The sequence below is a fragment of the Alterirhizorhabdus solaris genome (assembly GCF_007785815.1).
Lineage (GTDB): Bacteria > Pseudomonadota > Alphaproteobacteria > Sphingomonadales > Sphingomonadaceae > Alterirhizorhabdus > Alterirhizorhabdus solaris.
Genome location: NZ_VNIM01000095.1, coordinates 1 through 15,612, shown reverse-complemented (window position 1 = coordinate 15,612; position 15,612 = coordinate 1). Strand labels below are relative to the sequence as shown.

11 protein-coding genes and 1 pseudogene are annotated in these 15,612 nt (G+C 69.9%); 10 read left to right on the top strand and 2 right to left on the bottom strand.

Annotated features, from left to right (window positions below; translation table 11 throughout):
• Window positions 1-152: 152 nt before the first annotated feature.
• Entirely contained in the window at window positions 153-1,943 is a 1,791-nt protein-coding gene (locus FOY91_RS17420; RefSeq protein WP_238995772.1) for an autotransporter assembly complex protein TamA, read from the top strand.
• Between the two features lie 67 nt (window positions 1,944-2,010).
• The gene (locus FOY91_RS17415) at window positions 2,011-6,177 is read left to right on the top strand and encodes a translocation/assembly module TamB domain-containing protein (RefSeq protein ID WP_145154674.1); all 4,167 of its coding nucleotides are present in this window, start codon (window positions 2,011-2,013) and stop codon (window positions 6,175-6,177) included.
• Here the strand turns inward: FOY91_RS17415 and FOY91_RS17410 are convergent.
• Together FOY91_RS17410 and FOY91_RS17405 are read right to left on the bottom strand one after the other, a co-directional pair.
• A complete protein-coding gene (locus tag FOY91_RS17410; RefSeq protein ID WP_145154672.1) occupies window positions 6,174-6,425 on the bottom strand; it encodes a hypothetical protein in 252 nt (83 codons plus the stop codon). The two genes, FOY91_RS17415 and FOY91_RS17410, sit on opposite strands and share 4 nt — an antisense overlap.
• Before the next feature lie 70 nt (window positions 6,426-6,495).
• Window positions 6,496-7,656 (bottom strand): phospholipase D-like domain-containing protein, encoded by a 1,161-nt coding sequence (locus FOY91_RS17405; RefSeq protein ID WP_145154670.1) that lies wholly within the window; start codon window positions 7,654-7,656, stop codon window positions 6,496-6,498.
• Window positions 7,657-7,778: 122 nt separating this feature from the next.
• Between FOY91_RS17405 and rpoZ the strand changes: the two genes are divergently transcribed.
• The 8 genes and pseudogenes from rpoZ to FOY91_RS17365 all read left to right on the top strand — a co-directional run.
• Complete coding sequence (gene rpoZ, locus FOY91_RS17400) at window positions 7,779-8,120, top strand: DNA-directed RNA polymerase subunit omega (protein ID WP_145154668.1); 342 nt, start codon at window positions 7,779-7,781, stop codon at window positions 8,118-8,120.
• Between the two features lie 140 nt (window positions 8,121-8,260).
• The gene (locus FOY91_RS17395) at window positions 8,261-8,503 is read left to right on the top strand and encodes a hypothetical protein (protein WP_145154666.1); all 243 of its coding nucleotides are present in this window, start codon (window positions 8,261-8,263) and stop codon (window positions 8,501-8,503) included.
• A gap of 42 nt (window positions 8,504-8,545) precedes the next feature.
• On the top strand, window positions 8,546-9,217 hold the full coding sequence (gene maiA / locus FOY91_RS17390) for a maleylacetoacetate isomerase (protein ID WP_145154664.1): 672 nt from the start codon (window positions 8,546-8,548) through the stop codon (window positions 9,215-9,217).
• Window positions 9,218-9,278: 61 nt separating this feature from the next.
• Complete coding sequence (locus FOY91_RS17385; protein ID WP_145154662.1) at window positions 9,279-10,142, top strand: cytochrome b/b6 domain-containing protein; 864 nt, start codon at window positions 9,279-9,281, stop codon at window positions 10,140-10,142.
• A complete protein-coding gene (locus tag FOY91_RS17380; RefSeq protein WP_145154660.1) occupies window positions 10,139-10,891 on the top strand; it encodes a molybdopterin-dependent oxidoreductase in 753 nt (250 codons plus the stop codon). Before FOY91_RS17385 ends, FOY91_RS17380 begins: the two co-directional genes overlap by 4 nt.
• A gap of 723 nt (window positions 10,892-11,614) precedes the next feature.
• Window positions 11,615-14,254 (top strand): EAL domain-containing protein, encoded by a 2,640-nt coding sequence (locus FOY91_RS17375; RefSeq protein ID WP_145154658.1) that lies wholly within the window; start codon window positions 11,615-11,617, stop codon window positions 14,252-14,254.
• A 58-nt stretch (window positions 14,255-14,312) separates the two neighbouring features.
• Window positions 14,313-15,251, top strand: coding sequence for an ABC transporter ATP-binding protein (locus FOY91_RS17370; protein ID WP_145154656.1), 939 nt, complete (start codon window positions 14,313-14,315; stop codon window positions 15,249-15,251).
• Window positions 15,248-15,612 (top strand): annotated as a pseudogene (locus FOY91_RS17365) (hypothetical protein); the annotation flags it as partial. The gene FOY91_RS17370 and the pseudogene FOY91_RS17365, both read left to right, overlap by 4 nt.

Here is a 15,612-nt window from a genome sequence, read left to right as displayed (position 1 = left end):
TGTAAAAGACCCCGCCTCGCCCCGGAACGGCCCCCGCGGGCGCGCCCGGGCCCGCCCCCCGCGGGTCAATTTCCCGACGGGGTTTCGTCGGAACCCCGACCCGTCGGAAAGACGTTGCCGGTGGCCCCGGCGAAGGCCCCGCAAAACTTTCGGTGCCCCCCGCTAAACCCCCGCCCCCCCCCGCCGTAGAGGGCGACCCCGACGCCCGCATCCGCTACGCCACCAGCGTGACCGGGCTGGACCCGCTCGATCTGGACGCCCGGTTCAAGGAGCTGTCGGCGCTGCGCAAGGGCAAGGGCAAGGCGGCCAACGCCGCGCAGGTGCAGGCGCGCGCCGACGAGGACGTCAAGCTGATCGAGCGACTGCTGAAGTCGGAAGGCTATTACGACGGCCTGGCGCTCGCCACCGTCGATCCGGTGGCGGACAAGCCGGGCGAGGTGGCCGTCACGCTCACCGCCACGCCGGGCGATCGATATTCGCTCGGCAAGATCGAGACCAGGCTCGACGATCCCAACGCCGTGCCGCTCACGCGCGCGGCGCTGGGGCTGAAGACGGGCGATCCGATCGTCGCCGCCGTGATCGAGAATGCCGAGGCCACCGTCGCGCTGCGGCTGCCGGAGCAGGGCTATCCGTTCGTCGAGGTCGGCGCGCGCGACGTGCTGCTCGACGATGCGACGCATCTCGGCGACTACACCCTGCCGGTGAAGGCCGGGCCGCGATCCTCGTTCGGCGGTTTCCGCGCCGTGGGCGACCCGGTGTTCGGGGTCGATCACATCGCGCTGTTCCCGCGTTTCAAGCCGGGCGAACTTTACGATGCGCGCAAGGTGGACGACCTGCGGCAGGCGCTCGTCGCGACCAGCCTGTATTCGACGGTGGCGGTGGAGCCGGTACGGACCGGTACGATCAACCCCGACGGCACCGAGGTGGTCGATCTGCTGGTGCGTCAGAGCAAGGGGCCGTGGCGCAGCCTTGCCGGCAGCGCGGGTTACGGCACGGGCGAGGGGATCAAGGTCACCGGATCGTGGACGAGCCGCAACCTCTTCCCGCCCGAGGGCGCGCTGTCGGTGGAGGCGGTCGCCGGCACCCAGCAGCAGAGCCTTGGCACCACCTTCCGCCGCTCGAACGCGGGGCAGCGGGATCGCACGGTGCAGGCCAACGCCTCGGTCGCGCGGCAGCGATTCGATGCGTACAACGCCGAGACGGTCAGCCTGGCGGGCAGCATCGCACGGCTCAGTACGCCGATCTGGCAGAAGAAGTGGACCTATTCGGTCGGCGCGGAACTGATCGGCACGCGCGAGACGCGCAACGTGCTGTCGAACACCGATCGCACGCGCAGCACCTACATCATCGCGGCGTTGCCGTTGCAGCTTGGCTATGACGGGTCGGACAGCCTGCTCGATCCCACGCGCGGCTTCCGCCTCACCGGGCGGATCAGCCCGGAGGCGCAGAAGCGCACCGGCAGCGGCGGATACGACGGCTATGCCCGGATGCTGCTGGAGGGGAGCACCTATTTCCCCGTGACAGACTCCATCGTGCTGGCCGGACGTACCCGCCTCGGCTCGATCGTCGGCGCCTCGCGGGACAGCATCGCGCCGTCGCGGCGGCTGTACGCCGGCGGCGGCGGATCGGTGCGCGGCTTCGGCTATCAGGAACTGGGGCCGAAAGACGTGAACAACGATCCGATCGGCGGCCGCTCGCTGACCGAATTCGCCGTCGAGGCGCGCTATCGTTTCGGCAATTTCGGCATCGTGCCGTTCATCGATGCGGGCCGGGTGGGCGCGGGATCGACCCCCAGCATCTCGAACCTGCGTTACGGCGCGGGCATCGGCGGTCGCTACTACACAAACTTCGGCCCGATGCGGGTGGACATCGCGACCCCGATCAACCGCCAGCCCGGCGAGTCCAAGGTCGCGCTGTATATCTCGATCGGGCAGGCATTCTGATGAGCCTGATGAGCCGCCTTCACATTGCCCTCACCGTCATCCCGGCGAACGACCGGGGGTGCGCGGCATGACGGTCGCTCTCCGTATCGCCAAGTGGGTCGGCATCGTCCTCGTCGGGCTGCTGACGCTCCTCGGGGTGATCCTGATCGGGTTCAATACCGGGCCGGGGCGCGCGTTTATCGCGAAGCAGATCGGCGGGTTCACCACCGAAAGCGGCATGGCCTTCCATGTCGATCGTATCGAGGGGTCGATCTACGGGGAAATGACGCTGGTGGGGCTGGAGGTGCGCGATCCCAAGGGCGCGTTCCTTACGGCACCGGCCGTGACGGTGGACTGGCGCCCGTTCGCCTACCTCCGCAACGTCGTCGACGTGCGCGAGGCGACGGCGGCGCGGATGACGCTGCTGCGGCTGCCCGAACTGAAGGAGGTACCGTCCGACCCGAACGCGCCGATCCTGCCCGATATCGATCTGGCGATCGGCCTGCTGGCGATCGACCGTTTCGAGGTGGAGCGACCGGTGACGGGCCGGCGCCATATCGTGAAGATCGAAGGCTCGGCCGATATCGCCGACGGCCGCGCGCGGATATCGGCGGATGCGGCGGCATTGCGTGCGGCGGGCATCGCCGGGGGCGATCGGCTGGTGCTGAAACTCGATGCGGTGCCCGATGCCAACCGTCTGTTGGTGGATGCGGCACTGACCGCCCCCGCGGGCGGACTGGTCGACAGCTACGCGGGGCTCGGCAAGCCGGTGGCGCTCTCGGTGAACGGGCGCGGCGACTGGGCGAACTGGGCCGGCAATGCGCGCGGCACCGTGGGCGGTCAGCCGATCGCCGCGCTGGCGCTGACCGGGCGCAGCGGCACGTTCGGCGTGAAGGGCAACGTGATGCCCGGCGTGATCCTCACCGGCCCGGCGGCACGGCTGACCGAGCCGTCGATCGCGATCGATGCCACCGCGAAGCTGGCAGACCGCAGCGCCGATACCGTCATCCACGCCCGCAGCGCCGCGATGGCGGTGGATGCGGCGGGCGTGATCGATCTGGCCCGCAGCCGCTTCGGCACCTTCAAGGTGGACGGGCAACTGTTGCGCGCGGGCGCCATCGCCGACAATGCCGCCGGCCGGGATATCCGCTTCGCCGCCACGCTGGACGGGCCGTTCGCCACGCCGACGGTCGATTACCGCCTCAGCGCCGCCGCCGCCAGTTTCGGCACGATGGAGATCGAGGGGGTGCAGGCCAGCGGCCGCGCCACGATCGACGCGGATCGTATCCGCATCCCGCTGCACGCCACTGCCAAGCGCGTGACCGGTCTGAATGCGGCGGCCGGCGGGCTGCTCACCAACATCGCGATCGACGGCAACCTTGCCTATGTGAAGGGCAAGCTGATCTCGGACGACATGCGGTTGCGATCGGACAGGATCGACGCCACCGCCATCGTCGTCGCCGACTTCGCCAACGGCCGCTACACGGGTGCGTTGAAGGGGCGGGTGAACGATTATCAGGTCGATGGCCTCGGCCGCATCAACCTCGTGACCGACGCCGAACTGGTGACCGGGCCGAAGGGCGGCTTCGGCATCAAGGGCCGCGTGCGGGTGACGACCAAGCGGCTCGACAATGCCTCGATCCGCGACCAGCTCGGCGGCAACGCGGTGCTGACCGCCGATGTCGGTTTCGACGAGGACGGGATCGCCAGCGTCAGCAACCTGCGTGTCACCGCGCCGAACCTGCGGGTGACGGGCGGCAGCGGCCGCTATGCCCCGGACGGGCGGATCGCCTTCAGGGCGCAGGGCCAGTCGACCGTCTACGGCCCGTTCAGCGTGACCGCGACCGGCACGCTGGAGCGGCCGGTGGTCAAGCTCGTCGCGTCGCGCCCCTATGTGGGCGTGCAGCTGTCGAACGTCGAGGCCGACCTGGTCGGCACCGCCGCCGGCTATCAGGTGCGCGCACGTGGCGGATCGCCCTACGGGCCGTTCGCGGCGGACGTGCTGATCCGCTCGGGCAAGGGTCCGCTGGCGATCGACATCCGTACGGCACGCTTCGCCGGGATCGACTTCCGCGGCAATCTGGTGGCGACGCCGGCCGGGCCGTTCGCCGGCACGCTGACGCTCGCCGGATCGGGGTTGAACGGTAGCGTGCGGCTGGCGGCGGCGGGTGCGAACCAGCGCGCCGACGTGGATGTGCGCGCGTCCGCCGCGCGTATCCCCGGTGACGTGCCGATCACGATCGGCAGCGGCGTGATCCGCGCCACCGCCATTCTGTATCCGAACGCGCCGTCGATCGTCGGCAGCGCCAGCCTCGCCAACGTGACGCAGGGCGCGACCGTGATTTCCTCGCTGCAGGGCCGGGTAGATTATCGCGGCGGGCGGGGCACGGCGGCGGTGATCGCCGAGGGGCGCAGCGGCGTACCGTTCGACATCGCCGCACAGGCCGCGTTCGCACCCGACCTGATCCGCGCCAACGCGAAGGGCTCGGTCAACAACATCGCCTTCCGCCTCGCGGCCCCCGCGCAGGTCCGCAAGATGGGGGCGGAGTGGGTGCTCGCGCCCGCTACCGTGATCGTGCCGCAGGGGCAGGTGGTGCTGGCCGGGCGTTACGGTGCGCAGACGCGGCTGACCGCGCGGCTGGACAACCTCGATATCTCGATCGTGCAGGCCGCGGTGCCGGGCCTCGGCCTCGGCGGCAAGGCATCGGGCACGGTGGAGATGGCGCTGCCGGCCGGCGGTGGCCTGCCCACCGTGGATGCGCGGCTCGATATCGCCCGCTTTACCCGCACCGGTGCGCTGGTCGTGTCCGACCCGGTCGATATCGCGCTGCTCGGGCGGCTGGACAACAAGGCCGGTGACGTTCGCGCACTGATCCGTCGGGGCGGCGCGATCGTTGGGCGGATGCAGGCGCGACTCGCGCCGATCCCGGCGGGCGGCACGATGAGCGAACGGCTGTTCGCCGCGCCGCTGTCGGGCGGCATCCGCTACAACGGCCCGGCCGAGGTGCTGTGGACGCTGACCGGAATCGCCGGCCAGCAGGTGAGCGGCCCCGTCGCCATCGCCGCCGATTTCAGCGGGCGGCTGAACAACCCGAGCATCACCGGCGTCGTCCGTGCCAACGCACTGCGCTACGAGAACGACACCTATGGCACGACCATCTCGAACATCGCGGTGGACGGGCGTTTCACCCAGACCCGGTTCGAGCTGACCCGTTTCACCGGTCGCGCGGGCACGGGCGCGATTTCCGGCAGCGGCTATGTCGGGCTGGATGCGGCGGGCGGCTTCCCGATGGATATCCGCGTCGCGCTGGACCGGGCGCAGCTGGCGCGCAGCGAGGCGGTGGCCGCCACCGTCTCCGGCACACTTGCCATCACCAACAACCGCGCCGCCGGGCCGCTCATCAAGGGCGACCTGACGATCCCCGAAGTACGCTACGAGATCATCCGCCAGGGCGCCGCCGAGGTGGCCGAGCTGGAAGGCGTGCGTCGCAAGAATGCGCCGCCCGTGCAGCCCGTGAGCGAGACGGTGCCGAGCAACTGGAAGCTCGACATCCGCGTGCGCGCCGACAACCGCATCTTCGTGAGCGGCATGGGGCTGGAGGCCGAGTGGAGCACCGACATGCGCATCCGCGGCACGGCCACCAAGCCGGTGATCGTCGGCAAGCTGGACGTGCTGCGCGGCACCTATTCGTTCGCCGGTCGCCGGTTCGAACTGGCGAACAGCAGCGAGGTGACGTTCGACGGGGGCGACATGTTCAACCCGCAGCTCAACATCTCGGCCACCACCACGGTGGAGGGCGTGACCGCCACGATCGCGATCGGCGGCCGCGCGCAGGCGCCGCAGATCACCTTCACCTCCACCCCCAGCCTGCCGCAGGACGAGGTGCTGTCGCGCCTGCTGTTCGGATCCTCGGTCACGTCGCTGTCGCCGACTCAGGCGATCCAGCTGGCGGCCGCGCTCAACTCGCTGCGCGGCTCGGGCGGGGGCGGGCTGAACCCGCTGGGCAAGCTGCGTTCGGCCACGGGGATCGATCGGCTGCGTGTGCTGGGCGCCGACAAGACGGCCGGGCGTGGCGCGGCGGTGGCGGCGGGGCAGTATATCTCCAACGACATCTACGTGGAGGTCATCACCGACGCGCGCGGCTTCACCGCCACGCAGTTGCAGATCGCCCTGTCCAAGACGCTGAGCGTGCTGTCGCAGACGAGCTCGTTCGGCGGATCGAGCGTCAACCTGCGATACAGCAAGGACTATTAGGCCGGGGCGTTGCCCCCGTAGAAGGCCGCGCCGTGCGGCTGTTGCCACATCGGCATCGGGCGGCGAGTGGGGCCGCGCGATGCCAGCGCCGTGGCGACCCGCTCGAGGTTGGCGACGTCACCGATCAGCCGGAGTTGCGCCAGCATGTCGTCTGCATCGAACACGGTCAGGCTGCCGCGATCGATCGCATCGAGAAACCAGTCGATCGTCAGGGTCCGTTCGGTCGCGTCCTGCGGGATCATTATCATGTCGTACCTCCACCGGCCGGCTTATGCCCGCGGTGGTTAACGCCCGCTTGAGCAGCCGTTTACGCGCCGTTCATTCAGCGTCGATGCCGAAGTTCAGCCGGCGGGTGACGCCATAATCCACCACGGCGACGACGAAATAGGCGATCCCCCACCGGATCCGGTCCAGCAGGCCGCTGCGCGCGCGGTGGCCCTCGCGGGTGATTTCGGCGGATTGCGCCTGCTCGCCCGCGAAATAGCGGCGCAGGCGATCGGCGAAGACGGCGTCCTCGATCCGCAGCATCAGTTCAAGGTTGAGATACAGGCTGCGCATGTCGAAATTGGCCGAGCCGATATGGGCGACATCGTCCACCACGAACAATTTGGTGTGCAGCTTGGTCGGCTGATATTCGAACACGCGCACCCCGCGCCGCAGCAGCCGACGGTAGCAGTGGCGGGCGGCGCCGATGGTGGCGTTGTTGTCCGATCGGGCCGCCGTCAGCACGGTCGCCTTCCCGCCGCGCCGGGCGATGCCCTCGATCCGCCGCAGCATCGCCGGGTTGGGGGCGAAGTAGGCGGCGATCATGTCCAGCCGCTTTGCCCGCTTCATGTCGCGCTTCACCCCGCGCGCCCACGGGGAGAGGCGCCGCGCCGGGCCGCCGAGCAGCCAGCGTACCTTCCCCTCCGGTTCGCTCCACTGGTCGAGCGCGCTCCGCAGCGGGCGGCTGCGCACGCGGCGGCCGAGCGTCCATTCCGCCAGCGCATCGTAATAGCCGACGAGCCGCGCCGCCGCCGGCCCTTCCACCAGCAGGCCGAGATCGCGCCATGCGGCATCGGCGACGGTGCCGAAATAGTCGTCCTCGATGTTGAAGCCGCCGATGATGATCCGCGCCTCGTCGGCCAGCGCCAGTTTCTGGTGGTTGCGCAGCAGGTAGCGCCGGCCGAAGCGCGGGTGGAAGCGGCAGACGGTGGCGCCGTCCGCCGCCAGCGCGGCGAAGAAGGCATCGTCCGCATCGCTGCCGAACGCATCGATGATGAGCGATACGGCGACGCCGCGCTTCACCGCCCGGTCGAGGGCGTCGCGCACGCGGGTGCCGGCATCGTCCTCGGCATAGATGTAGAACAGCAGGCGCAGGCTGGTACGCGCGCCGTCGATCAGCGCCAGCAGCGCCGCCAGCCGATCCGGCCCCTCGACGAGCAGCGACAGGCGGTTGCCCTCCACCTCATGGTGATCTGTGTTATCTTGCGCATGCATCGTGCCGCTTTCGGGGGTGGGCCGTGGCATGGCAAGGGCGCGTTTACATTGACAGGAAGCGGCATGGCTGCTAGCCGCCCCGCTTTCCCGAACCTTGTTCATCCTAGAGCGGAGCGTTCATCATGGCGCGCGTAACTGTCGAAGATTGCGTCGACAAGATCCCCAACCGCTTCGATCTGGTGTTGCTTGCCGCCCAGCGCGCACGCCAGATCTCGGGCGGCGCCGAACTGACGATCGACCGCGATCGCGACAAGAACCCCGTCGTCGCCCTGCGCGAGATCGCCGAGGAAACCGTGACGCCGACCGGCCTGCAGGAGGCCGCGGTCAACAACCTCCAGCGCGTGCGCGTCGACGACGACGATGCGCCGGACGAGATCGGCTCGCTGGCGGCATCGGCCGAGGCGCTGCGGCTCACCGCCGCCGCCCCGCCGCGCAACCAGAACGTCGGCGGCGATTACGAGTGAACGATCGGGCGGCCCGGCCAATGCGCCGGGCCGTTCGTTTATGTTGATTAGTACCGGAGCGGCGTAGAAATACGGCCGTTACCTCCAGAACCGAGTCATAGGATCGCGCAAGGCACCGCTGGCTGTGGCTAGATGCCGGCATGAGCCTGCACCGCCCGATCAATCATCCCGCGACCAAGCCGGCCCGTGCGCGGGCTGTCCGCGCCTCCCACGCCCGCCGCGCTGCGGCCCCCCGCATTGTTGCGCGGACGGCGGAGGAGGTGGCGTTGCCGTCGGTCCAGCCGGGCGCGGCAGGGCGGCTCGGCAAGATGGCGTTCGCCGTCGGGGCCGCGACGCTCTCGTGGGCCGGTGTCATCATTATCGCGCGCGCCGCGCTCGGCTGATCCCCGCTTGCGGCGGTGGCGAGAGGCGATAGTCTCCGCCGCATGCCCCTCACTTCCCCCACACCCGCCCGTCTGCGTCTCCACGGCTACTGGCGTTCCGGCACCACCTACCGTGTCCGCATCGCGCTAGGCCTGAAGGGGCTGGGGTGGGAGACGGTGCCGGTAAACCTGCTGGAGGGCGCGCAGAAGGGCGAGGCGTATCGCCGGCTGCAACCGCAGGGGCTGGTGCCGGCGCTGGAGGCGGATGGTCTCGTGATCGCGCAAAGCCCGGCGATCCTCGAATGGATCGAGGAGACGTATCCCGATCCGCCGCTTCTTCCATCGACCCCGGCAGACCGTGCGGCGGTGCGGGCGATGGCGGCGGCGATCGCGTGCGACATCCACCCGCTGCACAACCCGCGCGTCTTCGCCCGGCTGAAACAGGACCATGCCGCCGCCCCGGCCGATACCGAGGCGTGGGCGGCGCACTGGATCGCCGAGGGGCTTGCGGCCTTGGAGCAGTTGGTGGCGCGGCACGGCGGCGGCCTCGCCTTCGGTGATCGGCCGACGCTGGCGGATTGCTATCTCGTGCCGCAGATCTATACGGCCAACCGCTTCCATGTCGATCTATCGCCCTATCCCCGCCTCGTCGCGGCGGCGGCGGCGGCCGGGGCGCTGCCTGCGGTCGCGGCGGCGCATCCCGCTGCCCAGCCGGATGCGCCACCCGCCGCCTGAAGCCCTCGCCAAGGGGCGGGCGCGGGTGTACCAGCATGGCGTCAACGGCGGGACTACAGGCATGGCGAGCATTTCCGTGGAAAACGGCACAGCCGTCGGCGAGCCGCGCACCGTGTTCCGCCACCGCCTGTCCACGCGGCTGTGGCACTGGTTCAACGCCGTCGTCGTCTTCGTGATGCTGATGAGCGGGCTGATGATCTTCAACGCGCATCCCCGGCTGTACTGGGGGCGCTACGGCGCGAACCTCGACTATGCCTGGCTGGAAATCGGCGCGACGCCGACGCAAGGGGTGCTTCGCGTCGGTGCGGTGACGATCCCCACCACGGGGGTGCTGGGCCGCTGGACCGACCACAACGGCAATATCTCGACCCGGGCGTTCCCCGGCTGGGCGACGATCCCGACCGACTACAGCCTGTCGGCGGCGCGGCGCTGGCATCTTGCGTTCGCGTGGCTGCTCGTGGTGCCGGGGCTGCTCTACTGGCTGTGGAGCTTCGCCAACCGCCATGTGCAGCGCGATCTGGCGCCCACGCGCGACGAGCTGAAGCCGCGCCATGTGTGGCACGATATCAAGGATCACGCCCGCCTGCGCTTCCCCACCGGGGAGGCGGCGACGCGCTACAATGTGTTGCAGAAACTGGCGTATGTCGGGGTGCTGTTCGGCCTGCTGCCGTTGCTGGTGCTGACCGGGCTGGCGATGTCACCCGGTTTCAACGCGACGTGGCCGTGGCTGCTGGAGGTGTTCGGCGGGCGCCAGTCCGCGCGGTCGATCCATTTCCTGGCGATGGCGGGCATGGCCGGGTTCATCGTGGTGCACCTGCTGATGGTGGTCCTTGCCGGGCCGATCAACGAGGTGCGATCGATGATTACCGGGCGCTACCGGCTGCCTCGCCCGCGCGGGAACACAGCGGCGGGGGACGGGGCATGATCTCGCGTCGCGCGCTCGTCGGCATGGGAGCGACGGCGGGGGGGCTGCTGCTCTCCGGCTGCGACAAGCTTACCGCCAGCCCCACCTTCCGCGAGGCGCTGCGTGGCGGCGAGGCGCTGACGATGCGCGCGCAGCGGCTGCTGACCGATCGCGGTGCGCTGGCGCCCGAGTTCGATCCGGCGCAGCGATCGCCCGTGTTCCGCGCCAACGGCACGCGCCGCCCGGCCTCGCCCGAATATGCCGCGCACGCCGCGAGCAACTTCGCCGACGGGCGGCTGAAGGTGGACGGTCTCGTCGCCCGGCCGCTGTCACTGTCGAGGGCGCAGATCGGCACGATGCCGGCGCGTACGCAGCCCACCCGCCACGATTGCGTGGAGGGGTGGAGCGCGATCGGCCAGTGGACCGGCGTGCCGCTGAAGCTGCTGCTCGATCAGGCGGGGCTGCGGCGCGATGCGCGCTACATCGTGTTCCATTGCGCGGACAATTATGGCCCCGGCCGCTATTACGAATCGATCGACCTGATCGACGCCTTCCACCCGCAGACGATCGTCGCATGGGGGCTGAACGGGCGTCTGCTGCCGGTGGAGAACGGTGCGCCGCTGCGCCTGCGGGTGGAGCGGATGCTGGGCTACAAGCACGCCAAATATGTCGAGCGGATCGAGGCGGTCGCGAGCCTAGCGACGATCGGCGGCGGACGCGGCGGCTATTGGGAAGATAGCAGCGACTACGAATGGTACGCCGGCATCTGAGCGCCCCGTTGCCGGCCGATGGCGGACTCGCCAGCCTGTGCTATGGGCGGGGGCTATCGGGCGAAGGAGACAGGCGATGGCCAAGGGTCAGATGAAGAGCAACAAGGAAGCCAAGAAGCCGAAGAAGGAGGTCAAGAAGACCATCGCGGCCAACCCATCCACCAAGGGCACGCTGCTCAAGAGCTGAGCCGGCCCGCCGGCCCCGCGCGGTGCGCCTGTAGAGGCGGCGTGCGGCCGGATCCCCATGCAACCCTGACGGCATCGAGCGCAGGGGGTAGGGCGAACCCATCCAGCCCTGGCACCCGACGCTGGCCGAGGTCTTACGGGACGGTCGGGGCGGGGGGTGACGGCAGCGAACTACGATCACCTGACGCGACGTGCCGCCCGCCGATCCGCGATAGCAGTGCAGACGTATCGGCCCGCTGTGACGAGTGGGCGGTTGCGCTGGCAGTGGGTTTTCGCTCCCAAAAAAGCGCAAGGCCATCGCTGCCCGACGATCCATCGGCAGATGACACCGTTGCGGTCCCGCATCGTCCGGCATCGCGTGCCGCGTCCCCTTCACCTCGATTGTACTACCTGACGCCACCATCCGTTCGCACCGTCGTGACGAGCCCGGCATATTCTGCTGCGTCCAGGCCGGCGGACGGGCTCAAGTGCCACACATGTTAACGCGTACTCAATTGCTCGGTCGTATCGCCGACACGACGGGACAGTGGGGACGACATGGGCGAGCGCAGACTGAGACGGGCTTTTTCGGTCCCGGTGCCCTCGCGCGTGGTGGGCTGGGGGGAGGCGCTCGGCCTCGTCGACAGCGTCAATCCCGCCGATCTCCAGATCACCGCGGAAAAGCTGGGCGAGATGCGCCACGGCCTGCGCTGGACGGTGACGGCGCACATGCTGGCGCTGGCCGGCATGCTGTTCGCCGCGCTGATCGGCGATGCGGCGGGGGCCACGGGCACGGCGCCGATCCTCGTGCCGGGGGTGCTGCTGCTGGCGCTGGATGCCGGGATGATGGCGCTGCTGGGGCTGGGCGGCGGCCTTTCACCCACGGTGCGCGCGCGGATCGCGGCGGCCTACGGGCTTGCCGGGGGCTTCGTGTGGGCATCGTTCGCCGCCACGCTGCCGCCGACGCCCACGATGCTGGCCGCGCAGACGGGTGGCGTGGCGGCGCTGTTTCTGCTGCTGGTGCCGGTGCCGGCGGCCGCTTTCCTCGCCGCGGCGCCGATCATGGTCGCGGTGCTGGTGCGTAACGGCGAGGCGATGCCCGCGCTGATCGCCGTCTCGCTCACACTGGCGCTCGCCATCTCGCTGCTCAGTGCTGCGCGCCGCGCGCGCGGGCTGGCCGCCGCCCGCATCGTTGACGACCGCTCGGCACGCAAGGCCGGGCATCTGCTCACCGAGTTCGAGGAGAACCGGCGCGGCTGGTTCTGGGAAACCGATACGCGCGGCCACCTCACCTATATCTCGCGCCAGCTGGCGGAGGCGATCGGGCGCGATCAGGCGGCGCTGCTGGGCACGCCGTTCGGCGATCTGGTGCGTAGCGAAAGCGACGACGCGCATCCCGGCCCGCGCGGCCAGCGCACGCTGGGCTTCCATCTTTCCACCCGCCTGCCGTTCAGCGAGGTGCAGGTGCGCGCGGCGGTGGAGGGGGATCGCTGGTGGTCGCTCTCCGGCCGCCCGGCCTCCGACGATTTCGGCAACTTCCTCGGCTTTCGCGGCAACGGCACCGACCTGACCGAACGCCGCCGCAGCGAGCGCGAGATCAGCACGCTCGCCAAATCCGATGCGCTGACCGGCCTGCCCAACCGCACGGTGATGAACCAGACGCTCGATGCGGCGCTGGTGCCGGTGGGGGATCGGGTGAAGCCGTGCGCGGTCTTCCTGCTCGATCTCGATCGCTTCAAGTCGGTCAACGATACGCTTGGCCACCCGGTCGGCGATGCGCTGCTGCGGCAGGTGGCGGAGCGGCTGCGCCAGGCGATCGGCGACGGCGGTCAGGTGGGCCGGCTGGGCGGCGACGAGTTCAAGATGGTGCTGCCGGACATGTGCGACCGCACCCGGCTGGCGACGCTGGCCCGCCATGTGATCGAGCGGCTTTCCATGCCCTACATGATCGAGGGGCATCATGTGTCGATCGGGGCCTCGCTGGGTGTGGCGGTGGCGCCGGAGGACGGGACGACCGCCGAGGCGCTGATCCGTAACGCCGATCTGGCACTGTACGCCGCCAAGGCGGACGGCAAGGGCATCCACCGCTTCTACGAACGGGAGATGCACGCCAACGCTGATGATCGCCGCCTGCTGGAGATGGACCTGCGGACCGTGCTGAACGACGGCGGGCTGCACCTCGTCTATCAACCTGTGGTGAATGCGGGCGACGAGAAGATCGTCGGCTTCGAGGCGCTGATCCGCTGGAACCACCCGACGCGCGGCTATGTGCGGCCGGATGTGTTCATCCCGATCGCCGAGGAGATCGGCATGATCCCGCAGATCGGCGAATGGGTGATCCGCACCGCCTGCACCGCCGCCGCGCAGTGGCCCGAGCATATCCGCGTGGCGGTGAACGTATCGCCGATCCAGTTCCTCAGCCCGGCGCTGCCCGGCGTGGTGATGGGTGCGCTCGCCACCGCGCAATTGCCCGCCAACCGGCTGGAGCTGGAGATCACCGAGGGCGTGTTCATGAACGACGACGCCGCGACGGACGCGATGTTCGCCCGGCTGAAGGCGATCGGCGTGCGTTTCGCGCTCGATGATTTCGGCACCGGCTATTCCTCGCTCGGCTATCTGAAGAAAGCGCCGTTCGACAAGATCAAGATCGACCAGAGCTTCGTGCGCGGCGCCGCCATCCCCGGCAACCGCAACGCCGCGATCGTGCGCGCCATCGTGGCGCTGGCCACCAGCCTCGACATGGACACGACCGCCGAAGGGGCCGAGACGCTGGACGAGCTGGAGCTGATCCGGTCGCTGGGGTGCAGCCACATCCAGGGCTATGTATTCGGCCGGCCGATGCCCGGCGACGAGGTGCTGGAAAAGGTGAAGGGCACCGCCACGCTGAACCCCTCCGGCTTTCTCGCCAGCCGTTCCCCGCGCGTGGCGATGCTGCGCTCCACCACTGTGCGTGTCGGCACCCGGGATCATTCGGCGCGACTGCGCAACATCTCCGTCGGCGGCGCGATGGTGGAGACGGCGAGCGTGATCGAGCCGGGGACCGCGGTGGAGATCGAGCTGCCCGACGGTCGCCGCCAGAACGCCGTCGTCCGCTGGGAACGGGACGGCCGCATCGGCATGACCTTCGACCGCCCGCTCGACATTGAGGCGATGAACACGCGCATCGCCGCTCCGCCGCGCATGGCGCGGATGGGCTAGGGCTATCGCGGGCCTGCCAGAACGACGATATGCAAGCGGTGGGGATGGGAACGACGGCGTGACGCAGGCGATCGAGGCGACCGGGCTGGTCAAGGATTTCGGCGCCACCCGCGCGGTGGACGGGATCGACCTGTCGGTGCCGGCAGGCACGATCTACGGCGTGCTCGGCCCCAACGGCGCGGGCAAGACGACGACGCTGCGGATGCTGCTCGGCATCATCGACCCCGATGCCGGCCACCGCACGCTGCTGGGCGAGAGCGTGCCGCTGCGCGCCGCGCATCTCGTCGGCTACCTGCCCGAGGAGCGCGGGCTCTACCCGGCGATGACCCCGCGCGAGGCGATCGCCTTCATGGGCGCGCTGCGCGGGCTGCCGCTGGCCGAAGGGCGCCGCCGGGCGGACGACCTGCTGGACGCGCACGATCTGGGCCATGCCGCGCGCAAGCCGATCCGCACGCTCTCCAAGGGGATGGCGCAGACGGTGCAACTGCTCGGCACGCTCGTCCACCGCCCGCGCCTGATCGTGCTGGACGAGCCGTTTTCCGGGCTGGACGCGCTCAATCAGGGCCGGCTGGAGGCGCTGATCCGCGCCCAGGCGGCGGACGGGGTGACGGTGCTGTTCTCCACCCATGTGATCGCCCATGCCGAGCGACTGTGCGAGCGGATCGCGATCATCGCCGGCGGGCGCGTGCGGTTCGAGGGCGCGGTGGAGGAGGCGCGCGGCCGGCTGCGCCCGCAGGTACGGCTGGGCACGCGTGCCGCTGATGGCGCATGGTGCGCGGCACTGCCGGCAGGCACGCTGCTGGAGGGCGGGGTGTGGCGCTTCGAGCTGCCCGATGATGGCATCGAGCCGTTGCTGAAGGCTCTGATCGCCGGCGGTGCGGGGATCGACACGCTCTCGATCGAGCGGCCCGGGCTGCACGATGCCTTTGTCGCGATCGCGGGCGAGGCGGTGGCGCGCGACATGGCGAAACCGGCCCCGGCGGAGGTGGCGGCATGAGCCTGAGCGCGAGCCGGCGCGTATGGCGCGCGGCGCTGGTGATCGCGCGGCGCGACTATGTCGCGAGCGTGTGGTCGCGCACGTTTCTGCTGTTCCTGATCGGCCCATTGCTGCCGATCGCCGCCGGGCTGTTTTTCGGGTCGGTCGGCACCTCGGTGGACCGGCAGGCGACCCACCCGCGCGTGGCGGTGATCGCCACGCCGGAGGAGGCGCGGCTGATCGGCGCTGCATGGCATGCGCTTCGCCCCCGGCTCGGGAGCGATGCGCTGCCCGACCTGATGATGCGCCCGCCCGCCGCCGATGCCGTGGCGCAGACCCGGGCGTTGCTCACCCGTGGCGGCGGGCGGGCGCATCATCAGGT